21 protein-coding genes are annotated in these 24,698 nt (G+C 58.7%); 6 read left to right on the forward strand and 15 right to left on the reverse strand.

Translation table 11 applies throughout. The features are described from left to right. Positions 1–4 precede the first annotated feature (4 nt). Positions 5–772, forward strand: coding sequence for a uroporphyrinogen-III C-methyltransferase (gene cobA, locus AB4P92_RS06170; protein WP_395599114.1), 768 nt, complete (start codon positions 5–7; stop codon positions 770–772). Positions 773–846: 74 nt separating this feature from the next. Here the strand turns inward: cobA and AB4P92_RS06175 are convergent, their stop codons facing one another. The 8 genes from AB4P92_RS06175 to ppsA all read right to left on the reverse strand — a co-directional run bounded on the left by AB4P92_RS06175 (position 847) and on the right by ppsA (position 9,099). Next, positions 847–1,881 (reverse strand): OmpA family protein, encoded by a 1,035-nt coding sequence (locus tag AB4P92_RS06175; protein WP_042558500.1) that lies wholly within the window; start codon positions 1,879–1,881, stop codon positions 847–849. Between the two features lie 107 nt (positions 1,882–1,988). Beyond that, entirely contained in the window at positions 1,989–2,579 is a 591-nt protein-coding gene (gene sigX / locus AB4P92_RS06180; RefSeq protein ID WP_042558499.1) for an RNA polymerase sigma factor SigX, read from the reverse strand. 90 nt (positions 2,580–2,669) lie between these two features. Next, positions 2,670–3,494: a mechanosensitive ion channel domain-containing protein gene (locus AB4P92_RS06185; RefSeq protein ID WP_008048604.1), complete on the reverse strand. Its 825-nt coding sequence runs from the start codon at positions 3,492–3,494 to the stop codon at positions 2,670–2,672. 2 nt (positions 3,495–3,496) lie between these two features. Beyond that, positions 3,497–3,745, reverse strand: a complete 249-nt coding sequence (locus AB4P92_RS06190; protein WP_008076827.1) for a hypothetical protein — start codon at positions 3,743–3,745, stop codon at positions 3,497–3,499. A 63-nt stretch (positions 3,746–3,808) separates the two neighbouring features. Next, the gene (locus tag AB4P92_RS06195; RefSeq protein WP_115147632.1) at positions 3,809–4,804 is read right to left on the reverse strand and encodes a zinc transporter ZntB; all 996 of its coding nucleotides are present in this window, start codon (positions 4,802–4,804) and stop codon (positions 3,809–3,811) included. A gap of 21 nt (positions 4,805–4,825) precedes the next feature. After that, complete coding sequence (rraA, locus tag AB4P92_RS06200) at positions 4,826–5,317, reverse strand: ribonuclease E activity regulator RraA (RefSeq protein WP_015096067.1); 492 nt, start codon at positions 5,315–5,317, stop codon at positions 4,826–4,828. Between the two features lie 228 nt (positions 5,318–5,545). After that, positions 5,546–6,535 (reverse strand): alpha/beta fold hydrolase, encoded by a 990-nt coding sequence (locus tag AB4P92_RS06205; RefSeq protein WP_395599115.1) that lies wholly within the window; start codon positions 6,533–6,535, stop codon positions 5,546–5,548. Positions 6,536–6,723: 188 nt separating this feature from the next. Then, entirely contained in the window at positions 6,724–9,099 is a 2,376-nt protein-coding gene (ppsA, locus tag AB4P92_RS06210; protein ID WP_042558496.1) for a phosphoenolpyruvate synthase, read from the reverse strand. Positions 9,100–9,273: 174 nt separating this feature from the next. On the opposite strand from ppsA, the gene AB4P92_RS06215 reads away from it, so the two are divergent. Then, positions 9,274–10,092 carry a pyruvate, water dikinase regulatory protein gene (locus tag AB4P92_RS06215; RefSeq protein WP_042558495.1) on the forward strand — a complete coding sequence of 273 codons (819 nt, stop codon included), beginning with the start codon at positions 9,274–9,276 and terminating at the stop codon, positions 10,090–10,092. A gap of 121 nt (positions 10,093–10,213) precedes the next feature. On the opposite strand, the gene AB4P92_RS06220 is transcribed toward AB4P92_RS06215, so the two are convergent. Continuing rightward, positions 10,214–11,623, reverse strand: a complete 1,410-nt coding sequence (locus tag AB4P92_RS06220) for a PLP-dependent aminotransferase family protein (RefSeq protein WP_395599116.1) — start codon at positions 11,621–11,623, stop codon at positions 10,214–10,216. Between the two features lie 89 nt (positions 11,624–11,712). Here AB4P92_RS06220 and AB4P92_RS06225 point away from each other — a divergent pair, with 89 nt between their 5' ends. Further along, positions 11,713–12,651: a DMT family transporter gene (locus AB4P92_RS06225; protein ID WP_395599117.1), complete on the forward strand. Its 939-nt coding sequence runs from the start codon at positions 11,713–11,715 to the stop codon at positions 12,649–12,651. Positions 12,652–12,690: 39 nt separating this feature from the next. Here the strand turns inward: AB4P92_RS06225 and prpD are convergent, their stop codons facing one another. The 6 genes from prpD to AB4P92_RS06255 all read right to left on the reverse strand — a co-directional run bounded on the left by prpD (position 12,691) and on the right by AB4P92_RS06255 (position 21,242). Then, positions 12,691–14,175 (reverse strand): 2-methylcitrate dehydratase, encoded by a 1,485-nt coding sequence (gene prpD / locus AB4P92_RS06230; protein WP_395599118.1) that lies wholly within the window; start codon positions 14,173–14,175, stop codon positions 12,691–12,693. A 135-nt stretch (positions 14,176–14,310) separates the two neighbouring features. Next, positions 14,311–15,513, reverse strand: coding sequence for a 2-methylaconitate cis-trans isomerase PrpF (gene prpF, locus AB4P92_RS06235; RefSeq protein ID WP_395599119.1), 1,203 nt, complete (start codon positions 15,511–15,513; stop codon positions 14,311–14,313). Between the two features lie 54 nt (positions 15,514–15,567). Continuing rightward, on the reverse strand, positions 15,568–18,162 hold the full coding sequence (gene acnD / locus AB4P92_RS06240) for a Fe/S-dependent 2-methylisocitrate dehydratase AcnD (protein WP_115148450.1): 2,595 nt from the start codon (positions 18,160–18,162) through the stop codon (positions 15,568–15,570). A 206-nt stretch (positions 18,163–18,368) separates the two neighbouring features. After that, positions 18,369–19,496: a 2-methylcitrate synthase gene (gene prpC, locus AB4P92_RS06245; protein ID WP_261735668.1), complete on the reverse strand. Its 1,128-nt coding sequence runs from the start codon at positions 19,494–19,496 to the stop codon at positions 18,369–18,371. Positions 19,497–19,632: 136 nt separating this feature from the next. Beyond that, positions 19,633–20,523 (reverse strand): methylisocitrate lyase, encoded by an 891-nt coding sequence (gene prpB, locus AB4P92_RS06250; RefSeq protein WP_261735669.1) that lies wholly within the window; start codon positions 20,521–20,523, stop codon positions 19,633–19,635. Further along, a complete protein-coding gene (locus AB4P92_RS06255) occupies positions 20,520–21,242 on the reverse strand; it encodes a GntR family transcriptional regulator (protein WP_181818557.1) in 723 nt (240 codons plus the stop codon). The genes prpB and AB4P92_RS06255 overlap by 4 nt, the downstream gene beginning before the upstream one ends. Positions 21,243–21,533: 291 nt before the next feature. Here AB4P92_RS06255 and AB4P92_RS06260 point away from each other — a divergent pair, with 291 nt between their 5' ends. The 3 genes from AB4P92_RS06260 to AB4P92_RS06270 are packed head-to-tail and all read left to right on the forward strand — an operon-like array spanning position 21,534 to position 24,597. Beyond that, the gene (locus tag AB4P92_RS06260) at positions 21,534–22,070 is read left to right on the forward strand and encodes an ATP-dependent zinc protease (protein WP_016983749.1); all 537 of its coding nucleotides are present in this window, start codon (positions 21,534–21,536) and stop codon (positions 22,068–22,070) included. Between the two features lie 5 nt (positions 22,071–22,075). Continuing rightward, the gene (locus AB4P92_RS06265; protein WP_042558486.1) at positions 22,076–23,611 is read left to right on the forward strand and encodes an inactive transglutaminase family protein; all 1,536 of its coding nucleotides are present in this window, start codon (positions 22,076–22,078) and stop codon (positions 23,609–23,611) included. Beyond that, complete coding sequence (locus AB4P92_RS06270; protein ID WP_042558485.1) at positions 23,611–24,597, forward strand: alpha-L-glutamate ligase-like protein; 987 nt, start codon at positions 23,611–23,613, stop codon at positions 24,595–24,597. The genes AB4P92_RS06265 and AB4P92_RS06270 overlap by 1 nt, the downstream gene beginning before the upstream one ends. Positions 24,598–24,698: the final 101 nt, after the last annotated feature.

Consider the following 24,698-nt stretch of genomic DNA (forward strand, 5'->3'; position numbering starts at 1 on the left):
CACCATGAATGCGAAAGTCTGGTTGGTGGGCGCTGGCCCTGGTGATCCGGAACTGTTGACCCTCAAAGCCGTGCGCGCCTTGCGTGAAGCCGATGTGGTGATGATCGATGACCTGGTCAACGACGCCGTGCTGGAACACTGCCCCGCCGCGCGAATCATTGCGGTGGGCAAGCGCGGTGGCTGCCGCTCGACGCCGCAGGCCTTCATCCATCGTCTGATGCTGCGCTACGCCCGTCACGGCAAATGTGTGGTGCGGCTCAAGGGCGGCGATCCGTGCATCTTCGGTCGTGGCGGTGAAGAGGCTCAGTGGTTACGCGAGCGTGGCGTCGAGGTCGAGTTGGTCAACGGCATCACTGCCGGGCTGGCCGGTGCGACGCAGTGCGATATCCCCCTGACCCTGCGCGGTGTCGCGCGCGGCGTGACGCTGGTGACTGCGCATACGCAGGATGACAGCCAATTGAATTGGCAGGCACTGGCGCAAGGCGGGACGACGCTGGTGATCTACATGGGTGTGGCCAAGCTTGGCGAGATTCGTGAGCAATTGTTGGCGGGGGGAATGGCGAAGGATACGCCGGTAGCGATGATCGAAAACGCCTCGTTGCCACATCAGCGCGAGTGCCGCAGTGATCTGATGGCGATGGAGTTGGATGCCTCTGCGTTTGAGCTGAAAAGTCCGGCCATCCTGGTGATTGGTGCTGTTGCTGCTGTTGCGCAAGATCAAAAGATCGCAGCCTGCGGCAGCTCCAACATTGGGAGTGCTTGCGCCTTGTAAGCGCTGGCGCTTTACCAAATCGCAGACAAAGAAAAGCCCGGCCTAAGCCGGGCTTTTCTCGGAGCGGCAGCTAATTACTTAGCTTGAGCTTCAACCTGCGCTTCTACGCGACGGTTTACAGCGCGGCCAGCTTCAGTTTTGTTGTCAGCAACTGGGCGGGATTCGCCGTAGCCAACAGACTGAACGCGGGACGATTCAACACCGTACTGGTTGGTCAGAACTTGCTTAACGGCGTTTGCACGACGCTCGGACAGTTTCTGGTTGTAAGCGTCAGGACCGACGGAGTCAGTGTGACCTTCAACAGTAGTGGTGGTGGATGGGTACTGCTTCATGAAGTCAGCCAGGTTTTTGATATCGCCGTAGCTGTTGGTTTTAACAACAGATTTGTCGAAGTCAAATTTAACGTCCAGCTCAACACGAACAACTTCAGCAACTGCCGGGCAGCCGTCAGCGTCAACAGTTACGTTGGCTGGGGTGTCTGGGCACTTGTCAACGTTGTCGCAAACGCCATCGTTGTCGCTGTCGGAGCAGACTTCAGCTGGTGCTGGAACTGGAGCAGCAGCAGGCTTGGAGCCGCCACCGAAGTTCACACCGATACCGACGCTTGGAGCCCACTCGGTGTCGCCTTGGTCGATGTTGTACTGAGCTTCAACGCCAGCACGGGCGTAGAAGTTGTCAGTGAAGTACAGCTTGGCACCGCCGCCAACGTTGGCGAAGGTGGAACGGTTACGACCGTTCGAACCGTTCTGGTCGATGCTCTGGTCAGAGAAACCGGCCGAAACGTACGGACGCAGCATGTCGCCCGGGTTGTTGAAGTGGTACAGAGCGTCCAGAGCGGTGTTAGCGCCTTTTACGTTCTTGCCGTCGTCGGCACGTACGTTGTGCACTTCGTCGTAGCCCAGACGCAGTTCAACGTCGTCGGTCAGGAAGTAACCGATCGAGCCGCCGAACAGGTTGCCGTTGTTCTTGAAGTTACGAGCGCTGTCGAATTGTTCTTTCTTAGCGAAGCCTTCGATTTCAACTGCGCCTTGGCCTTGTGCCAGAGCGCCGAACGAAGTGGCAGCAATAAGAGAACCAATGGCCAAGCCCAAGGTGTTTTTCAGTTTCATCCGTTAAATCCCCATCTGGTGATTGTGAAGCAGTCCCGCAAACCGGGGGACAACTCGGCGGCAAGTCTATCAGAACTTGCCTACACGTAAGAGATATTTGCGCTGAACTAAGTTTCAGCAATGCCTGCAAATTTCTCACGCAATTTATCTAGAGCGCGTTTGTACCGCATTTTTGTAGCACTCAAACCCATGTGCATGATGTCTGCGATCTCCTGAAACTCCAGCTCTGCGACAAATCGTAGCACCAGAATTTCGCGGTCAATCGGGTTCACATACACCAGCCAGCGATCAAGCCCGCCCTTGTCCTCGGGTTTTGGCGCCTTTTCTTCGGACGCTTCCTCGAGGGGGTCAAGACTCAATGCGTCCATCAAGCGACGCTTTCGCCGTTCCTTCCGATACTGCGTGATGCATTCGTTGTAAGTGATGCTGTACAGCCAGGTTTTGAACTTCGATTTCCCCTCGAAATTCTTCAAGCCATACAACACCTTCAACATCACTTCCTGACAGACATCGTCTGCATCGCGATCGTTCCCAAGATATCTCGCGCAGACGTTAAATAATGTTCGCTGGTAACGCCGCATCAGTTCTTCATAGGCGCGCGTCACGTGAAACAGCTCGGTATGCGAGCGCGCGACCAACTCCTCATCAGAGAGCTCGCGGGGGTCGTAGCGCGTAGATAGCGTTTGGGCTTTATTCAAAACAAGTCGTGCCGACAGTCAGGTCAATGTCCGCCGCAACCAGCTTCAGCTGGCATTTCGCGGCGGCATACATTAGCAGGGTTTGCCGGATTAGCGGCTACTCACATGCTGTTCCAGCAGGATCCGATTGGAAAGAGAGACTAGCTCACCCTCATCGGTCAGCAATGTGGTTTTAACCGTGCCGATCTCTTCGATCTGGCCTTCGACCTCGCCAACACGCACTTGTTGCCCAACCTGGTACAACTCACGCACATAGATTCCCGCAAGAATCTGACCGGCAATTTCCCGGCTTCCCAACCCCATGGCCAGCGCAACCGCCAGACCAACGGTAATCAAAACGATGACAATCACATGGTTCAGCAGGTCGGTCTTGACCTCAAGCTGACTGATCGCGACCGAGATGCTGATGATGATCACCAGCCCCTGAGCGATTCGCCCCAGCCCCGAAGCGTAGTCCAGGCCTACGCCTTCTGCCGCCCCACGCACCAGCCCATTGGCCAGTTGCGCGAGCAAAACACCCACCAGCAACACCAAGGCTGCGCCAAATACTTTTGGCAAATACAGCGCCAGCATATCGAGCGTAGCTGAAACTCTCTCAAGGCCAAGGGATTCTGCTGCAGAAACCAGAAAAATAAGCAGAACGAACCAGTAAACGATCTTGCCGATCAGTGTCGAGATCGGAACCTGAAGCCCGGCGCGCGACAGCAATTTAGTCAGTCCGGTGCCGCCCATCAGGCGATCGAGGCCCAATTTAGCGAGCAGTTTGGACAGCAAGGTATCGAGCAGCTTGGCCACGACGAAACCCAACAGCAGCACCACCAGGGCGCCGAACAGGTTCGGGATGAAGTTGGCGACTTTGGTCCACAACGCAGTCATTGCAGTGACGAGGCTCTGAGTCCAGAGATCAAGTTCCATATTCAATCAGCCTTATCAGCAGTGCGAGCGGTAGGTTTACGAAGACGGGAAACCGGCGAGACATGGGCCGATCCGTTATTCAGGGCGATCATCAGCGCGGGCAGCCAGCGGCCCAGCAGGCTGAACAGATCACCCGCGCCGACCTGGCGGTTGGCGGTTTTGAGTACGCGGCCCAGACACGCATCGTCGTCACGGCTGGACGGCGAGGCGTTGAGCATGTCGCGCAAAGACTGTTCAAACGGATCGTGCATACGCACCTCTCGTGATGTCTGTGAAAGACGCGGGCAAATTTGGTCGGGTCACATGCGCCATGTTCAAACCCAGCGCAAACGACGGAATAACCACCATTGGCCGAAGGCCATGGCGAGCACCGTCAAGCAGGCGATCAGGAAACCATAAGGGCTGCTCGCGAACGGAATTCCGCCAACATTTATACCCAACAGCCCCGTGATAAAACTCATCGGCAAAAAGATGCAGGTGATGATCCCGAAGCGGTACATCGTGCGATTCATGCGCACGCTCAAACGCCGGTCTTCTGCCTCCAGGACAAGCCCCACGCGCTCTCGGGTCAATTCGAGTTCTTCCAGATAGCGGGTCAGGCTGTTGTTCAACTCGTTCCAGTAATCGGCATCATCATCGACAAACCACGGCAGTTTTATCCGCGTCATCTGGCCGAAAATATCCCGCTGTGGAGCGAGAAACCGCTTCAGTCCGGCCGCCCTTCGACGGATGTGCAAAATCGATCCGTGCTCTGGGGTATACCGTTCGTCGGCATCCATCTTTTCTTCTTCCTCATCGGCGATTTCCGAGAGGCAAGTGACCAGGTCCTGCACTTTATTAGTGAGGAATTGCGCCAGATAAAGGATCAGCTCAGAGGACGTTTTCGGGCCTTTGCCCTCCGCCAGAATCGTCAGCAGCTCATCCGTGGCGCGCAACGGGCGCAAACGCAGGGAAATAACGCGCTGGGCAGAAGCGAAAATCCGCACCGAGACCATGTCTTCCGGTTCGGCCCCCGGATTGAGGTTGACGCCGCGCAAAAACAGCAGCAACTCGGAATCCGGCAACGGCAGCAGGCGCGGTCGAGTGTTCTCTTCCAGCAGCAAGTCGCAGGAGAATTCGTTCAGGCCACTGGATTTGCGCAGCCAGGTCTGCGTTTGCGGATGACTGCGATCCCAGTGCAGCCACAGACTTTCATGAGCCTGTAGCTGCAAATCGTCGAGCTCAGTCCGGGCTATCGAACGCGCACCGCCTCTACCGTCCAGCACCAGGGCATGCACCAGCCCCCATTGCGCGTTTTCTTCCTCGAACATCCTCATCCCTTTGTCAAAAGCTTATTCAGGCATCTTCAGCGGACTCGGCGAGATGATCACACCGTTGTTGTCCGCATAAATGTAGTGGCCCGGGTGGAACGTCACTCCGGCGAAAGTCACCGCGACGTTGAGATCGCCGATGCCGCGCTTGTCGGTTTTCATCGGATGGCTGGCCAGTGCCTGGACGCCAAGATCGGTCTGGGCGATGACATCGACGTCACGGATGCAACCGTAGATGACCATCCCTTCCCAGCCGTTTTTCGCGGCTTTCTCGGCGATCATGTCTCCGAGAAGCGCACGGCGCAGCGATCCGCCACCGTCGACCACGAGTACCTTGCCGTTGCCCTTGAGTTCGGCTTGCTCCTTGACCAGCGAGTTGTCTTCGAAACATTTGATGGTCACGATTTCGCCGCCGAACGAATCACGTCCGCCGAAATTGCTGAACATCGGTTCCAGCACCTGGACCAGCTCCGGATAGGCATCGCACAGGTCAGGCGTGAGGTAATGGTTCATCGAAAAACTCCTGTAAAAAGGAAGACGATCAAGGATGACGCACTCTTGTGAGACGAGTTCCGGCAGTCGCTGTTTACCTTAGTTCATACAATGCTCGCTGAGCGAACCTGAACAAACGCTGAATACTTAATAGCAAATCAGCCACTAAATATGACCAGAACCGCACAATGCGTCATATCTTAGCCGCAAGCCGCCCCGAACGAAATGGCCTCTTCAGCGCCTCGCGACTCAGACTGCAGCCGCCAGATCCGGCTTCTCGCCCAACAACGGGGTCTGCTGATCGTTCAACCAGCGCGCCACCAGTGGCCATACTTGCGCCTGTGCAGCCTTGCTTACCAACATTTCGACATGGCCGAAATTCTCGTTGAAGCCCTGCTCGCGCCCCAGATTGATGAACTGCTTGTGCTCAGAGCCAATCTGCTCGAACAGTTTGCGACAAGCCCACTCAGGATCCTGATGATCCCCGGCCGCACTCACCGCCAGCACTGGCACCTGAACATCAGCCAGACCGGCCCACCAATCTTTGTCTTTGTCACCAAACCGGCCGAACAGGCCATACCAGCGCATGCTCTCGATGGCCAGGCCGATGGGCTCGTCTTCCGGTCCGCGTTTGAGACGTGAGCCCGACAACTGCGCGAAACGCTTGAGAATGAAGCGACCGCTCCATTCAACCGGCGGAATCTTCAGCGGCCAGTAAGTACGGCTGACCTGAGTGCCAAAAAACACCGCCGACGCCACGGCGGGTTCGCCCAGATACTCGCCCCCGAGTGCCGCCGCCAGGGTAATGCCGCCCAGCGAATGGCCGATCCAGTGCGGAACCTGCCCGCTCTGCTCACGCACGAATGCGGCGATTGCCGGCAGATCGTACCTGGCGTAGTCGGCGACACGGTTCCTGCGGTATTCCTCGTTGCGCTGCGATAAACCGTGACCGCGCATCTCCGGAATCCACACGTCGAAGCCCAACCGCGCCAGATAAGCGCCAAGCCCCAGACCTTTGGGCGAGAACCAGAAGCGTCGGTTGGAAAAACTGCCGTGCAACAGGATGACCGGCACACCGCGTACCGCCGGCTCATCGGCCATACCCAAACGGGTGACGGCGATTTCTACGGACCAGTCCGGGCTGTTGCCGGGTTTGAGACGATAAACGTCTTCGCTCAGATCGCCGCGCCGCTCGGCGCTGATCAGGGCGACAGGAAATAGGTTGCTGCTGCTTTGCATAATGCTCTTGCACAAAAAAGGGCGGCATCCGGAGGCGCTCGCCCTGTTTGAATCACCTAAAGAACCGAGTCGTGTGGGAGCGAGCCTGCTCGCGAAAGCGGTGTATCTGCCAACATTCATATCGAATGTTAATCCGATTTCGCGAGCAGGCTCGCTCCCACATGGGACGCGGACCGTTCACATATTGGTTAAGCCTGCGCTTGGCCTTCCGCGAGGAAGAACCAGGTTTCCAGCACGGTGTCCGGGTTCAGCGACACGCTTTCGATGCCCTGCTCCATCAGCCAGCGAGCCAGATCCGGGTGATCGGAAGGGCCCTGACCGCAGATACCGATGTATTTGCCAGCCTTGTTGCACGCCTGAATCGCGTTCGACAGCAGCTTCTTGACGGCCGGATTACGCTCGTCGAACAGGTGCGCAATGATCCCGGAGTCACGGTCCAGACCTAACGTCAGCTGAGTCAGGTCGTTGGAACCGATCGAGAAACCGTCGAAGAATTCGAGGAACTCTTCAGCCAGAATCGCGTTGGATGGCAATTCGCACATCATGATCACGCGCAGACCGTTCTCGCCACGCTTCAGGCCGTTCTCTGCGAGCAGATCAACAACCTGACTGGCTTCGCCGAGGGTGCGCACGAACGGCACCATGATTTCGACGTTGGTCAGGCCCATCTCGTTGCGCACGCGTTTCAACGCGCGGCATTCGAGTTCGAAGCAATCGCGGAACGATTCGCTGATGTAACGCGAAGCGCCACGGAAGCCCAGCATCGGGTTTTCTTCTTCCGGCTCGTACAGCTTGCCGCCGATCAGGTTCGCGTATTCGTTGGACTTGAAGTCCGACAGACGCACGATGACCTTCTTCGGGGTGAACGCTGCTGCCAGGGTGCTGATGCCTTCGACCAGTTTGTCGACATAGAAGCCAACCGGATCGTCGTAGCCGGCAATCCGCTTGTCGACGCTGTCCTTGATTTCCTGTGGCAGGCCATCGTAGTTCAGCAGTGCTTTAGGGTGCACGCCGATCATGCGGTTGATGATGAATTCCAGACGGGCCAGGCCCACACCGGCGTTCGGCAGTTGCGCGAAGTCGAAGGCGCGGTCCGGGTTGCCGACGTTCATCATGATCTTGAACGGCAGATCAGGCATGGCGTCCACGGAGTTCTTCTTGATGTCGAAGCCCAGTTCACCTTCGAAGATGTAACCGGTGTCGCCTTCAGCGCAGGACACGGTCACGCCCTGGCCATCCTTCAGCAACTGGGTGGCGTTGCCGCAACCGACAACGGCTGGAATGCCCAGCTCACGGGCGATGATCGCCGCGTGGCAGGTACGCCCGCCCCGGTTGGTCACGATGGCGCTGGCGCGCTTCATTACCGGTTCCCAGTCCGGGTCGGTCATGTCGGAAACCAGTACGTCGCCCGGCTGGACTTTGTCCATCTCGGACACGTCCTTGATGATCCGCACTTTACCGGCACCAATACGCTGGCCGATGGCACGACCTTCAACCAGCACGGTGCCGGTTTCTTTCAACAGGTAACGTTCCATGACGTTGGCCTGGGTGCGGCTCTTCACGGTTTCCGGACGCGCCTGCACGATATACAGCTTGCCGTCGTCACCGTCCTTGGCCCACTCGATGTCCATCGGGCACTGGTAGTGCTTCTCGATGATCATCGCTTGCTTGGCCAGCTCGCTGACTTCGGCGTCGGACAGGCAGAAGCGCGCGCGATCAGCCTTGTCGACGTCGATGGTCTTGACCGACTTGCCGGCCGTGGCGACTTCGCCGTAGATCATCTTGATGGCTTTGCTGCCCAGGTTGCGACGCAGGATCGCCGGACGACCGGCCTCCAGCGTGCCCTTGTGGACATAGAATTCGTCCGGGTTCACCGCGCCTTGAACGACGGTTTCGCCCAGACCGTAAGCGCCGGTGATAAACACCACGTCACGGAAACCGGACTCGGTGTCGAGGGTGAACATCACGCCGGCGGTGCCGGTTTCCGAGCGCACCATGCGCTGCACGCCGGCAGACAGGGCGACCAGTTTGTGGTCGAAGCCCTGATGCACGCGGTAGGAAATCGCACGGTCGTTGAACAAAGAGGCGAAAACCTCCTTGGCAGCGCGGATAACGTTCTCCACGCCACGGATGTTCAGGAAGGTTTCCTGCTGACCGGCGAAGGATGCGTCCGGCAAGTCTTCGGCAGTGGCTGAAGAACGCACGGCCACGGCCATGTCAGGGTTGCCGGCCGACAGCGTGGCGAACGCGGTGCGGATCTCGGCGTTGAGTTTTTCCGGGAATTCGGCGTCCATGATCCATTGACGAATCTGCGCGCCGGTCCTGGCCAGTGCGTTGACATCATCAACGTCGAGCGCGTCGAGGGCCTGGTGGATCTGGTCGTTGAGGCCACTCAGTTCGAGGAAGTCGCGATAGGCCTGAGCGGTGGTGGCGAAGCCGCCGGGGACCGACACACCGGCACCCGCCAGGTTGCTGATCATCTCGCCCAGGGATGCGTTCTTGCCCCCCACATGCTCAACATCGTGTTTGCCGAGCTTATCGAGGGAAACTACGTACTCTACCAAGGTGATCTCTCCACTAACTGTGTTGGAAAAGCTCAGAAACCGGCTGCTCGGGGGAGCGTTGGCCGGTTGTATGGCCTGGACCTGGAAAATAAGTGAGAATGCAGGCCAATGGCGGCCGGCAAATCGCGCCTATCATATCCAAGATTCGTTATTAGCTTAAGGCCCAAGGTGCAAATGAAACGATCTGCTTTCTTTATCTCCGATGGCACCGGCATTACCGCCGAAACCCTGGGTCAAAGCCTCCTGGCGCAGTTCGAAAACATTACCTTCAGCAAATTCACGCGACCGTACATCGACAGCGTGGATAAAGCGCGGGCCATGGTACAACAAATCAATAAAGCCGCCGAAACCGACGGCTTTCGCCCGATCATCTTCGACACCATCGTCAATCAGGACATTCGTGAGATTCTCGCAACCTCCAATGGTTTCATGATCGACATTTTCTCGACCTTCCTCGCCCCGCTTGAGCAGGAACTGACCGAGCATTCTTCCTACACCGTGGGCAAGTCGCATTCGATCGGGCACAACTCCAATTACATGGAGCGGATCGAGGCGGTGAACTTCGCCCTCGACAACGATGACGGCGCCCGCACGCACTATTACGACAAGGCTGATCTGATTCTAGTGGGCGTGTCGCGATGTGGTAAGACGCCGACGTGTCTGTACATGGCCATGCAATTTGGTATCCGCGCGGCCAACTACCCGCTGACCGAAGACGACATGGAGCGCCTGCAACTGCCGCCCGCCCTGCGCGCTCATCAGCACAAGCTGTTCGGCCTGACCATCGACCCGGACCGCCTCACCGCGATCCGCAACGAGCGCAAACCCAACAGCCGCTATTCGAGCTATGCCCAGTGCGAATTCGAAGTGCGCGAAGTGGAAAACCTGTTCCGCCGCGAAAACATCCCGAACATCAACTCCACACATTTTTCGGTGGAAGAGATCTCGGCGAAGATTCTGGTGGAGAAAGGCGTCGAGCGGCGGTTCAAGTAGTTTTGCGGTGTCTGATCTGACGCCATCGCTGGCAAGCCAGCTCCCACAGGGATTTGTTGTGAATGTGAATTTTGCAAACACCAGAGAAACCTGTGGGAGCGGGCTTGCCCGCGATGAACGATTACACGATGTCTGTTAATGCCAAGGCCAAAGCTTGGAAACCGCCAAGCAGCAACCCGTCATTCCCCACCGAGTTGCACACACTCACCCGAATAAACTGCGGCACCGCCGCATGTCCTACCGCGAACGCCTCGGCGGTCGCCACCAGATAGTTGTTTTCTTTCAACTCCGCAGCAATCTGCGACGCTCGCCACAACTCAGGCACCTCTACCCAAAAGTGCGGACTATAGGTGTGCGTCTTGTAGCTCAAGCCGTCCAGTACACCCGCAACCAACGCCTTGCGGCGGCCAATCTCCGTGATCTGCTCATCCAGCAAACGCTCGGCCATGCCGTTTTCGATCCACAGGCTCGCCACCTCCATCGACAGCGGATTGGCCATCCAGCACGTCGCACGAATGGCTGAACTGATACGCCCGATCAGCGCCTGCGGCGCATGCAGATAACCGACCCGCAGCCCCGCCGAAACGGCCTTGCTGAGACTGCCGATCAGCACCGCACGCTCGGGGGCGAAATAACTCAATGGCAGCGGGCGCTGGTGGTCGAGCACAGCATGGGCTTCGTCTTCGATAATCAGCAGATTGTGCTGGCGGCACACCTCGGCAATCGCCTCGCGCCGCGGGATCGACATCACGGCGGCTGTAGGATTCTGGATCGTTGGTGTGCAATACACCGCCGCTACCCGATGCTGACGGCAAATGTCCTCCAGCGCCGAGGGCAACAGTCCTTCGTCATCCATCGCGGCGCCGATGAGTTTTATCCCGAGTTGACGTGCGACGCTGATCAATCCGGGGTAGGACAAATGCTCGGTCACGACCGTGTCGCCGGCCTTGAGCAAAGCCATCAAGGCGCACAGCAAACCGTGCTGACCACCGTTGACGCACAGCACCTGATCGGCGTGCGGCACGAAACTCCCGTGGCGCAACCAGACCGCCCCAGCCACCCGGTGCCTGGCCAATCCGCTTTCGGCGGTATACCCGGTCAATTGCTGTAACAGGCCCGGATCATTGGCCAGCTCGACAAGACACTCGCGCATGAACGCTGCTTCCTGGCCGGGGATCGGCTGGTTGCGGCTCATGTCGAAACACGCTGGCGGCTCGTCGCTGACATTGCGAAAGCCTTTGTCCTGCGGCCGCTCCATCCCGCGCTGACGCACATAGGTGCCGTCTCCTACGCGGGCCACGACTAATCCGACACGCTCCAGCTCGCCGTAAGCACGACTGATGGTGCCGATAGTGACGCCTAGACTATCGGCCAACAGCCTGTGCGGTGGCAGCTTGCAACCTGCCTCGATAACGCCCTCGCCAATGGCCTTTTCGACCGCATCGGCCAGGCGTTTGTACTTGACGCCGACGCCATTGGCGAGACCGTCGCGAAGGATTGACACCATGGCAATACTTACTTTGACAGTCATTCTCGCCCCAAATAGCGTATTGAAAACAGGTTCAATCAGGAATAGACCTTTTCATTGATGAGGTCAATTCCCCGCTCGGAGCACCCAACATGTCGACCGTCGTCAGCTCACCGATAACCATCAGCAAACCCTGGCTTGCCGGATTGATCACCAGCACCCTGTTTCTCATCGTTTGTCTGAGTTGGGGCACCACATGGCTGGGGATCAAGATTGCCGTGGAAAGCGTGCCGCCACTGACCGCTGCCGGCCTGCGCTTTCTGATTGCCTTCCCGCTGTTCCTCAGCTTCGCGGTGTTGCGCAGGGAACCCCTGCTATTCCCAAGACAAAGTCGCTGGTTTTTTGTGTTCGTCACGCTGTCGTATTTCAGCCTGCCGTATTACCTGCTCAACTATGGCGAGATGCACGTGTCGTCTGGCCTGACGGCGCTGCTGTTCAGCTGCATGCCGGTGTTTATCCTGATGTTCAGCGCACTGTTTCTGCGCGAGAAAATCTATCCATCGCAAATGCTCGGCATCGCCATCGGCTTCGCCAGTTTGTTCATGATCATTCGCAGCCAGGGCTTGCACCTTGATCAGGCGGAATGGCTTGGCGTGCTGGCGATTCTCTGCGCAGCCGTCATGCATGCGCTGTGCTACGTGGTGACGAAAAAACACGGCAGCGCCATCAGCGTGATCACCTACAACACGCTGCCGATCGGCATCGCCGGGCTGATGTTATTTATTGTCGGATTGAGCTTCGAAGCGCCCAACTTCCAGGACGTGAGCGCGCGCTCATGGACTGCCCTGCTCTATCTCGGGCTGGTGGCGTCGGTGGGTGGATTCATCGTTTATTTTTTGCTGCTTAAACGCCTGAGCCCGATCATTCTGTCGTTCGTGTTTATCATTTTCCCGGTGTTCGCCGTGATCATCGGTGCCTGGTACGAAGGGCAAACCCTGTCCCGGGAACTGATGATCTATTCGGCGATTTTGTTGAGCGGTTTTGCGATCACCAAACTGCCCATCGAAAAATGGCGAAAATCCTCCGCGTAGGAGCTGCCGCAGCCTGCGGCAGCTCCTACAGCGCTTTCGTCAGATCACGAACAGGTCGACGAAGCGGTTCACGGGAGTGGCTTCCAGCCGCGTCTGATCTTTGCACAGCGCCAGGATCTCGGCGCTGCGTTGGCCGGTGAAGCGCGTTGCCAGGTTGGCCTTGAACTTGTCTTCCAGCAAAGGAATGCCCTGCGCCCGGCGGCGGCGATGGCCGATCGGGTATTCCACCACGACGTTGTCGGTGCTGGTGCCGTCCTTGAAAAACACCTGCACGGCGTTGGCAATCGAGCGCTTGTCGGCCTCGAGGTATTCGCGGGTGAAGCGCGGCTCTTCGACGATGTGCATTTTCTCGCGCAGCACATCAATGATCGGATGAGCTTTGTGGAAATCGTCCTCGTACTGCTCGGCGATCAGGTTGCCGAAGGCCAGCGGCACGGCGGTCATGTACTGAATGCAGTGATCGCGGTCGGCAGCGTTGGCCAGCGGCCCGACCTTGGAAATAATGCGGATCGCCGATTCGTGGGTGGTGATGACGATTCGCTCGATTTCGTGCAGTCGATTGCGCACTTGCGGATGCAACGTCACCGCTGCCTCGCACGCAGTTTGCGCGTGGAACTCGGCGGGAAAGCTGATCTTGAACAGGACGTTTTCCATCACATAACTGCCGAACGGCCGTGAGAAAGCGAAGGCGCGTTTGTCTTCCGGCTTCAACGCCAGGTCGCTGTTGGTGTGGCTGAAGAGTACGTCGTAAAAGCCCCACTGTTTGGCACTCAACACACCGGGAATGCCCATTTCGCCACGCATGGCGATATCGGCCAGACGCACGCCACGGCTGGACGCATCCCCCGCTGCCCAGGATTTTCGCGAGCCAGCATTCGGTGCATGACGGTAGGTGCGCAGAGCCTGACCGTCGGCGAATGCATGGGACAGCGCCGACAACATCTGCTCGCGATTGGCGCCCATCAGTTTGGCGGTCACGGCGGTCGAGGCGACTTTCACCAGAATGACGTGATCAAGTCCTACGCGGTTGAAGGAGTTTTCCAGGGCAATGACGCCCTGAATCTCGTGAGCCATGATCATCGCTTCCAGCACATCACGAATCGTCAGCGCTGCTTCAGCGTTGGCCGAGCGCTTCTGCGAGAGGTGATCGGCCACCGCGAGAATTGCGCCGAGGTTGTCCGACGGATGGCCCCACTCGGCGGCGAGCCAGGTGTCGTTGTAGTCGAGCCAGCGCACGATGCAGCCGATATCCCACGCCGCTTTCACCGGATCAAGGCGATAAGGGGTGCCCGGCACTCGAGCGCCAAACGGCACGACGGTGCCTTCGACGATGGGGCCAAGGTGCTTGGTGCATTCGGGAAAACGCAGCGCCAGCAGACCGCAACCCAGCGTGTCCATCAGGCAGTGGCGGGCGGTGTTCAGGGCTTCGGTGGATTCAACGTTGAAGGTCAGGACGTAGTCGGCGATGTCCTGCAGGACACGGTCGTAGTCGGGGCGGTTGTTCAGGTCGACGTTGGCGCTCATGTTCGATTCACTCTTTAAGTGGTTCGTTGATGGGACCTCGGTTCAGGCAATGGACTTTTAGAATTGAAATGCGACCCCATGTAGGAGCTGCCGAAGGCTCGGGCCTTCGGCAGCTCCTACAGGGGAAGTTGTCGTTTAGAAAGAATCACCAGGGACGCGCACGTAGCCTTCCATCAGGACACGGGCACTGCGGCTCATGATGGCTTTTTTCACCACCCACTCACCGTTTTCCAGGCTCGCCTCGGCACCGACCCGCAATGTGCCGGAAGGATGACCGAAACGCACGGCGTTGCGTTCCATACCACCCGCTGCCAGGTTCACCAGCGTCCCGGGAATTGCCGCCGCAGCGCCGATGGCGACCGCAGCCGTGCCCATCATCGCGTGGTGCAGCTTGCCCATCGACAATGCACGCACCAGCAAATCAACGTCACCGGCAGCAATCGCTTTACCGCTGGACGCCACGTAATCCGCAGGCTTGGCGACGAACGCGACTTTCGGTGTGTGTTGGCGCTTGGCCGCTTCATCGAGATTCGAGATCAGGCCCATGCGCAAAGCACCATAAGCGCGGATGGTCTCGAACATCTGCAAGGCTTTCGGGTCGCTGTTGATCGCACTTTGCAGTTCGGTGCCGGTGTAGCCGATGTCTTCGGCGTTGACGAAAATCGTCGGAATACCCGCATTGATCATGGTCGCCCTGAACGTGCCAACACCCGGCACCTCCAGCTCATCGATCAGGTTGCCGGTAGGAAACATCGAGCCACCACCGCCCTCTTCTTCTGCCGCAGGATCCATGAACTCCACCTGCACTTCGGCCGCCGGAAAGGTCACGCCGTCGAGTTCAAAATCCCCGGTTTCCTGCACTTCACCGTTGGTGATCGGCACGTGGGCGATGATGGTTTTGCCGATATTCGCCTGCCACACGCGCACCACGGCAACACCGTTGTGCGGAATGCGGCTGGCGTCGACCAGGCCATTGCTGATCGCAAACGAGCCGACCGCTGCCGACAGGTTGCCGCAGTTGCCGCTCCAGTCCACAAACGGCTTGTCGATGGAGACCTGGCCGAACAGGTAGTCGACATCGTGATCAGCCTGGCTGCTTTTCGACAGGATCACGGTTTTGCTGGTGCTTGAAGTGGCGCCGCCCATGCCGTCGATTTGCTTGTCGTACGGGTCGGGGCTGCCGATCACGCGCAGCAGCAAGGCGTCGCGTGCGGGACCTGGAACCTGCGCCGCTTCGGGCAAATCTTTCAGGCTGAAGAACACGCCTTTGCTGGTGCCGCCGCGCATGTAGGTGGCGGGAATTTTGATTTGCGCTGCGAAATGAGTTGCGTGAGCCATGGTGCTCCTTAACGAAGGCATGGGACTTGAAGTCCCATGCCCACATCCGATGATTTAAACGGCAGCCGCCGACTCTTCGAGGAAGTCCTGAGCGAAGCGCTGCAACACGCCGCCGGCCTCGTAGATCGACACTTCTTCAGCGGTATCGAGGCGGCACGTCACCGGCACTTCGATGCGCTCGCCATTCTTGCGATGAATCACCAGCGTCAGGTCAGCGCGCGGCTTGCGCTCGCCAATCACGTCGTAGGTTTCGCTGCCGTCGATGGCCAGGGTATGACGGTCGGTGCCCGCCTTGAACTCCAGCGGCAACACGCCCATGCCCACCAGGTTGGTGCGATGGATACGCTCGAACCCTTCCGCCGCAATCGCTTCGACACCCGCCAGACGCACGCCTTTGGCCGCCCAGTCGCGGGACGAGCCTTGACCGTAATCGGCGCCGGCAATAATGATCAGCGGCTGCTTGCGCTCCATGTAGGTTTCGATGGCTTCCCACATGCGCATCACTTTGCCTTCCGGCTCGACACGGGCCAGCGAACCCTGCTTGACCTTGCCGTTTTCCACGACCATTTCATTGAACAGTTTCGGGTTGGCAAACGTCGCGCGCTGGGCGGTCAAGTGGTCGCCACGGTGGGTTGCGTAGGAGTTGAAGTCCTCTTCCGGAAGGCCCATTTTCGCCAGGTATTCACCAGCGGCGCTGTCGAGCATGATCGCGTTCGACGGCGACAGGTGATCGGTGGTGATGTTGTCCGGCAGCACCGCCAGTGGGCGCATGCCCTTGAGCGGACGAGCGCCGGCCAGTGCGCCTTCCCAGTACGGCGGACGGCGAATGTAGGTGCTCATCTCGCGCCAGTCGTACAGCGGCGTGACTTTCGGGCCGGTGTCTTCATGGATGGCGAACATCGGGATGTAGACCTGACGGAACTGCTCGGGTTTGACCGAAGACTTCACCACGGCGTCGATTTCTTCGTCGCTCGGCCAGATGTCTTTGAGGCGAATTTCCTTGCCGTCGACCACGCCCAAGACATCTTTCTCAATGTCGAAACGGATGGTCCCGGCAATCGCGTAAGCAACCACCAGCGGCGGCGAAGCGAGGAAGGCCTGCTTGGCGTACGGGTGGATGCGGCCGTCGAAGTTGCGGTTGCCCGAGAGCACGGCAGTCGCATACAGATCGCGGTCGATGATTTCCTGCTGGATCACCGGATCCAGTGCGCCGGACATGCCGTTGCACGTGGTGCAGGCAAACGCCACGACGCCGAAACCGAGTTGTTCCAGTTCAGTGGTCAGCCCCGCTTCGTCGAGGTACAGCGCCACGGTTTTCGAACCCGGCGCCAGCGAGGACTTAACCCACGGTTTGCGCGTCAATCCGAGTCGGTTGGCGTTACGCGCGATCAGGCCAGCGGCAATCACGTTGCGCGGATTGCTGGTGTTGGTGCAACTGGTGATGGCCGCGATGATCACCGCACCATCGGGCATTTGCCCCGGCACGTCATCCCACTGACCGGAGATGCCTTTGGCCGCCAGATCCGAGGTCGCAACGCGCGCGTGCGGGTTGCTCGGGCCGGCCATGTTGCGCACCACCGACGACAAGTCGAAGGTCAGACCGCGCTCGTATTGCGCGCCTTTGAGGCTGTCGGCCCACAGACCGGTGGTCTTGGCGTAATGCTCGACAAGCTGCACTTGCTGATCTTCACGACCGGTGAGCTTGAGGTAATCGATGGTCTGCTGGTCGATGTAGAACATCGCCGCGGTGGCGCCGTATTCCGGCGCCATGTTGGAGATGGTTGCGCGGTCGCCGAGGGTCAGCGCGGCAGCGCCTTCACCGAAGAACTCCAGCCATGCACCGACGACTTTCTGCTTGCGCAGGTACTCGGTCAGCGCCAGCACCATGTCGGTGGCGGTGATGCCCGGTTGCAGTTTGCCGGTCAGTTCGACGCCGACGCTTTCCGGCAGGCGCATCCACGAGGCGCGGCCAAGCATCACACTCTCGGCTTCAAGGCCGCCGACGCCGATGGCGATCACGCCCAGCGCATCGACGTGCGGGGTGTGGCTGTCGGTGCCAACGCAAGTATCGGGGAACGCCACGCCATCACGCACCTGGATCACCGGAGACATTTTCTCCAGGTTGATCTGGTGCATGATGCCGTTGCCCGGCGGGATCACATCAACATTCTTGAAGGCTTTTTTGGTCCAGTTGATGAAGTGGAAACGGTCTTCATTGCGACGATCTTCGATAGCGCGATTCTTCTCGAACGCCTGCGCATCAAAGCCCCCCGCCTCTACCGCCAGCGAGTGGTCGACAATCAGTTGCGTCGGCACCACCGGATTGACTTGCGCCGGATCACCGCCCTGCAAGGCAATCGCGTCACGCAGACCGGCGAGGTCGACCAGTGCGGTCTGACCGAGAATGTCATGGCAGACAACGCGCGCCGGGAACCACGGGAAATCGAGGTCGCGCTTGCGCTCGATGAATTGCTTCAGGGATTCGGTCAGCGTGGCCGGGTCGCAGCGACGCACAAGGTTTTCCGCCAGCACGCGCGAGGTGTACGGCAGGGTGTCGTAGGCGCCGGGCTGGATCGCATCGACAGCCGCGCGGACGTCGAAATAGTCCAGCGGTGTTCCGGGCAGGTTCTTGCGAAATTCTGTGTTCATCGGGTCAGGACTCGGGTCACGGGAGTTTCAAGGGGTGGGGCCAGACACCGATCTTGAAATTCACACTGAACCCTGTGGGAGCTGGCTCGCCAGCGATAGTGTCGGGTCAGTCGACATCGATGCTGGATGTGACTCCGTCATCGCTGGCAAGCCAGCTCCCACAGGGATTTAGGTGAACGTCGAGATCAGTGTTCAGCCCTCACCATTCAGCGACGTTCGATTGGCACGAACTTGCGCTGTTCTACGCCGACGTATTCGGCGCTTGGGCGGATGATGCGGTTGTTGGCGCGTTGTTCGAACACGTGCGCCGCCCAGCCGGTCAGGCGCGAGCAGACGAAGATCGGTGTGAACAGTTTGGTCGGGATGCCCATGAAGTGGTACGCCGAGGCATGGTAGAAGTCGGCGTTCGGAAACAGCTTCTTCTGCTCCCACATGGTCTTGTCGATGGCCTCGGAAACCGCGAACAGCACCTTGTCGCCGACTTCATCAGAGAGCTTTTTCGCCCAGCCCTTGATCACTTCGTTGCGCGGATCGCTGTCCTTATAGATCGCGTGGCCGAAACCCATGATCTTGTCCTTGCGCTCGAGCATGCCGAGGGTGCCTTTGATCGCGTCTTCGGGCGACGAAAAGCGCTCGATCATTTCCATCGCCGCTTCGTTGGCGCCGCCGTGCAGCGGGCCGCGCAACGAACCGATGGCCGCAGTGACGCAGGAATACAGATCGGACAGGGTCGAAGCGCAAACACGAGCGGTGAAGGTCGAGGCGTTGAATTCGTGTTCGGCGTAGAGAATCAGCGACACGTTCATCACTTTGACGTGCAGTTCGCTCGGCTTCTTGTCGTGCAGCAAGTGCAGGAAGTGGCCACCGATGGATTGTTCATCGGTCACGCAGTTGATGCGTTTGCCATCGTGGCTGAAGCGATACCAGTAGCACATGATCGCCGGGAACGCGGCCAGCAGACGGTCAGTCTTGTCACGCTGTTCGGAGAAGTCTTTCTCCGCTTCGATGTTGCCAAGGAACGAGCAACCGGTGCGCATCACGTCCATCGGGTGGGCGTCGGCGGGGATGCGTTCCAGCACTTCTTTCAGCGCTTGCGGCAGGTCGCGCAGCTTGCTCAGTTTGCCTTGATAAGCGTCGAGTTCGGCCTGGGTCGGCAGTTCGCCATACAGCAGCAGGTACGCCACTTCTTCAAATTGCGCATCGGCTGCCAGTTCGCGCACGTCGTAGCCGCGATAGGTCAGCCCGGCACCGGCCTGGCCTACGGTGGACAGTGCGGTTTGCCCGGCAACCTGGCCCCGGAGCCCGGCGCCACTGAGTACTTTTGCTTCGGCCATTGCTGTCTCCAATTTTTGAATTTGTTAGGGAATCTGCAATTTCGGTGTTGTTTGTAAAAGATCGCAGCCTGCGGCAGCTCCTACAGAGATCCATGTAGGAGCTGTCGAGTGAAACGAGGCTGCGATCTTTTGATCTTCATTTTTTCGCCGCAAACAACGCATCGAGCTTCTGCTCGAACGTGTGGTAATCGATGCGATCGTAAAGCTCCATGCGAGTCTGCATGGTGTCGATGACATTCTGCTGCGTGCCGTCGCGGCGGATCGCGGTGTAGACATTTTCCGCAGCCTTGTTCATCGCGCGGAACGCCGACAGCGGGTAAAGCACCAGCGATACATCGGCGCCGGCCAGTTGTTCTGTGGTGTACAGCGGCGTCGCGCCGAACTCGGTAATGTTGGCCAGAATCGGGGCTTTCACGCGGCTGGCGAACAGCTTGTACATCTCAAGCTCTGTGATGGCTTCCGGGAAGATCATGTCGGCGCCAGCCTCGATGCACGCCGCGGCGCGATCCAGAGCAGACTCCAGACCTTCAACGGCCAGCGCATCGGTACGCGCCATGATCACGAAGCTGTCGTCGGTACGGGCATCGACGGCAGCCTTGATGCGGTCGACCATTTCCTGCTGGCTGACGATCTCTTTATTCGGACGATGGCCACAGCGCTTGGCGCCGACCTGGTCTTCGATGTGAATCGCCGCCGCGCCGAACTTGATCATCGATTTGACGGTGCGCGCCACGTTGAAGGCCGAAGAACCGAAACCGGTGTCGACATCCACCAGCAGCGGCAGATCGCAGACGTCGGTGATGCGCCGTACGTCGGTGAGCACGTCATCCAGACCGGTGATGCCCAGATCCGGCACGCCGAGAGAACCTGCGGCCACCCCGCCACCGGACAGGTAGATCGCCTTGAAACCGGCACGTTTGGCCAGCAGCGCGTGGTTGGCGTTGATCGCACCGACCACCTGCAAAGGGTGCTCGTTGGCGACCGCATCGCGGAAACGCTGGCCTGGAGTGTTCGGGTTGGAACTCATGACTCACCTCGTTCAGTGGCTGTCTTATTGTGGGCGCCGTCCTGGTAATGACGGGCGATGTTGCGTTTCGAGGCGCCGATGTGACGGCGCATCAACAATTCCGCGAGTTCGCCGTCACGGTCGGCGATAGCATCGAGAATCCTGTGGTGTTCGGCGAAGGCCTGGCGCGGGCGGTTCGGCGTGGTCGAAAACTGGATGCGGTACATGCGCACCAGTTGATAGAGCTCACCGCAGAGCATCTGCGTCAGCGTGCGGTTGCCGCTGCCCTGGATGATGCGGTAGTGGAAGTCGAAATCGCCTTCCTGCTGGTAGTAGCCGACCCCGGCCTGAAACGCTGCGTCGCGCTCGTGGGTTTCCAGCACCCGACGCAGCTCATCGATTTCTTCGACGCTCATGCGTTCAGCCGCCAGACGGCACGCCATACCTTCGAGGGATTCACGGATTTCGTAGAGTTCCAGCAATTCGGCATGGCTCAGCGATACCACTCGCGCGCCGACGTGCGGCACACGCACCAGCAGGCGCTGACCTTCAAGACGGTGGATCGCCTCACGCAGCGGCCCACGGCTGATGCCATAGGTGCGTGCCAGCTCAGGCTCGGAGATCTTGCTACCCGGAGCAATCTCGCCTCTGACGATAGCCGCCTGAATGCGTCGAAAGACGTTTTCCGAGAGCGTCTCGGAATCGTCGCCGCTGATGACCGGGGGATCGAGTTGATCCAGCATGATTGTCGACACCTTTAAATCCAATGCGGCAAAAACTAGCCAATCCGGCCGCATCAGTCAAAGGAAAAATAGACATTGTCGACAATCGTCTAATAACACCCCTCAAGAGGCCCAAGGGTTATAGGCCCCCTCGGGCGCTGGCGCCATAAAACCACCGTGCTAGAATGCCGCCCGCATTTGCTGGCCATTTGTACGGCTTGTCATAAAAAGCTGAAAGGCACACGAAGGGACCTGCGCAAGTTTTGCCAGGCACCTGAACCGAAAACGGAACGCTGCGCACCAGGATTTATGAGACTCAAGCCTTTTCCCACATTCTTCGCCCTGTTTTGCCTGCCCGGCCTTGCCGCCGCGGGGGAAAAAACTGTGTACGGCCTCAACGAATACGCTTCGCTTGACGGCATCAATCTGGAAGTCGCGGCCAAACTCGACACCGGCGCAAAAACCGCCTCGCTGAGTGCTCGCGACATAAAACGCTTCAAACGCAATGGTGAATCCTGGGTACGTTTCTACCTGGCGATCGACGCCGCGCATTCGCATCCTATCGAGCGCCCGCTGGCCCGAGTCAGCAAGATCAAGCGCCGGGCCGGCGACTACGATCCGGAAGAAGGCAAAAAGTACACCGCACGCCCGGTGATCGAGCTGGATATCTGCATGGGTTCGGCAATGCGCAGCATCGAAGTGAACCTGACCGACCGAAGTGCGTTCCAATATCCGCTTTTGATCGGTTCCGAAGCGCTGAAACGCTTCGACGCACTGGTCGATCCCAGTCTTAAATACGCTGCAGGCAAACCCGCTTGCACCATCGCCGCTCATACCGCCGAGTAATTTCCATGCGTTCTCTAACCTTCCACCTGAAAATCCTGATCACCATTCTGGTGCTCCTGGGCGTTTCGGTTACGGCCTATCAGATTTTCGTACTCGGCATCCCGGTGACCGAAGACGCCACCGACGACTTGTGGAACATCGACGCCAAAGTCGAGTTCGTCGCCAGCACCAAAGACCCGGTGAAGATCCAGATGTTCGTGCCGCCGCTGAGCCGCGATTACGTCAGCCTCAACGAGAGCTTCATCTCCAATAACTACGGCGTGTCGGTGAACCGCGTCGACGGCAACCGCAAAGTGACTTGGTCGGCGCGACGCGCCAAGGGCAATCAGACCCTTTATTACCGTCTGGTGCTGACCAAGCGCTACACCGCAGAAAAAACCAAGACCAAAGGCCCGACCTTCCGCGACAGCATGGTCATCGAAGGTCCGGAAAAAATCGCCGCCGAATCGCTGCTAGCACCGATTCGCCAGCACTCGGCCGACGTTGAAACCTTCATCGGCGAAGCGATCAAGCGCGTCAATAACGTCAACGACGACAACGTGAAACTGCTGCTGGCCGGTGATCCATCGACGCCGCACAAAGCCAAAATCGTCGAGCTGCTGCTGTCCATCGCCCACGTCCCGGTGGAAAAAGTCCACACCATCCGCCTCGTCGCCGATCAGCCGCAAACGCCTGAACTGTGGCTGCGCAGCTTCAACGGCACCGACTGGCTGTACTTCAATCCGGAAACCGGCGAACAGGGCCTGCCGACCGACCGCCTGCTGTGGTGGACCGGCGATGAAAACCTGATCACTGTCGACGGCGGCAAGAAAGCCAACGTGACCTTCAGCCTGAACAACAGCGAGATGAATGCGATTCGTCTGGCCAAGCTGACCGACGAAAACACTGACGCCAACTTCCTCGAATACTCGCTCTACGGCCTGCCGCTGCAAACCCAGCAGACGTTCATGATCATGGTAATGATCCCGATCGGCGTGCTGGTAATCCTGATCCTGCGCAACCTGATCGGCTTGCAGACCCTCGGCACGTTTACCCCGGTGCTGATCGCCCTCGCCTTCCGTGAAACGCAATTGGGCTTCGGCATCCTGCTGTTTACCGTGATTACCGCGCTGGGCCTGTCGTTACGCTCGTATCTGGAACACCTGAAGCTGCAAATGCTGCCGCGACTGTCGGTGGTGCTGACGTTTGTCGTGGTGTTGATCGCGGCGATCAGCCTGTTCAGCCATAAACTGGGTCTGGAGCGGGGTCTGTCGGTGGCGCTGTTCCCGATGGTGATTCTGACCATGACCATCGAACGCCTGTCGATCACCTGGGAAGAACGCGGTGCCAGCCATGCGATGAAAGTCGCGATCGGCACCTTGTTCGCAGCGTCCCTGGCGCACCTGATCATGACCGTGCCCGAGCTGATCTACTTCGTGTTCACCTTCCCGGCGATCCTGCTGATTCTGGTGGGCTTCATGCTGGCGATGGGTCGTTATCGCGGTTACCGCCTGACCGAACTGGTGCGTTTCAAGGCGTTCCTGAAGAAGGCTGACAGCTGATGTTCGGTTTCTGGAAGACCTGGAAGGCCCTGGAAGCCCGGGGCATCATGGGCATCAATCGGCGTAACGCCGATTACGTGCTCAAGTACAACAAGCGCAGTCTGTACCCGATCGTCGATGACAAGATCATCACCAAGGAACGCGCAATCAAGGCCGGCATTCACGTGCCGGAGTTGTATGGCGTGATTTCCACCGAGAAGGAAATCGACAAGCTCGGCGAGATCATCGGCGGGCATAGCGACTTCGTGATCAAACCGGCCCAAGGCGCCGGCGGTGACGGCATCATCGTGGTGGCCGACCGCTTCGAGGGTCGTTATCGCACGGTCTCGGGCAAGATCATTGCCCACGAAGAGCTTGAGCATCACATCTCGAGCATCCTCACTGGCCTGTACTCCCTGGGCGGCCACCGTGATCGCGCGCTGATCGAATACCGCGTGACCCCGGACCAGATCTTCAAAAGCATCAGTTATGAAGGGGTGCCGGACATCCGCATCATTGTGTTGATGGGGTATCCGGTAATGGCGATGTTGCGCCTGCCGACCCGTCAATCCGGCGGCAAGGCCAACCTGCACCAGGGCGCCATTGGCGTCGGCGTTGATCTGGCCACAGGCCTGACCCTGCGCGGCACCTGGCTGAACAACATCATCACCAAACACCCGGACACCACCAACGCAGTGGATGGCGTGCAACTGCCCTACTGGGACGGTTTCATGAAACTCGCTGCCGGTTGTTATGAGCTGTGTGGTCTGGGTTACATCGGCGTGGACATGGTGCTGGATCAGGAAAAGGGCCCGCTGATTCTTGAGCTGAATGCGCGGCCGGGGCTGAATATCCAGATCGCCAATGATTGCGGTCTGACGTTGCGTACCCATGCGGTGGAAGCGCGACTAGAGGAGCTCAAGGCACGTGGCGTGACTGAATCGGTTGAAGAGCGGGTGGCTTTTACTCAGGAAATGTTCGGGCATATTCCTGCGGTAGAGGGCTGAGCCGCTTAAGAGCCCCTCTCCCAGAGGGAGAAGGGACTGACCGAGGTGGATGTTCGAAGTACATGACCTGATCTATCGAGTCGAACTCAGGCCTTGAAAAG

Origin of the sequence: Pseudomonas sp. A0308 (assembly GCF_044218815.1) — a bacterium.
GTDB classification, from domain to species: domain Bacteria; phylum Pseudomonadota; class Gammaproteobacteria; order Pseudomonadales; family Pseudomonadaceae; genus Aquipseudomonas; species Aquipseudomonas iridis.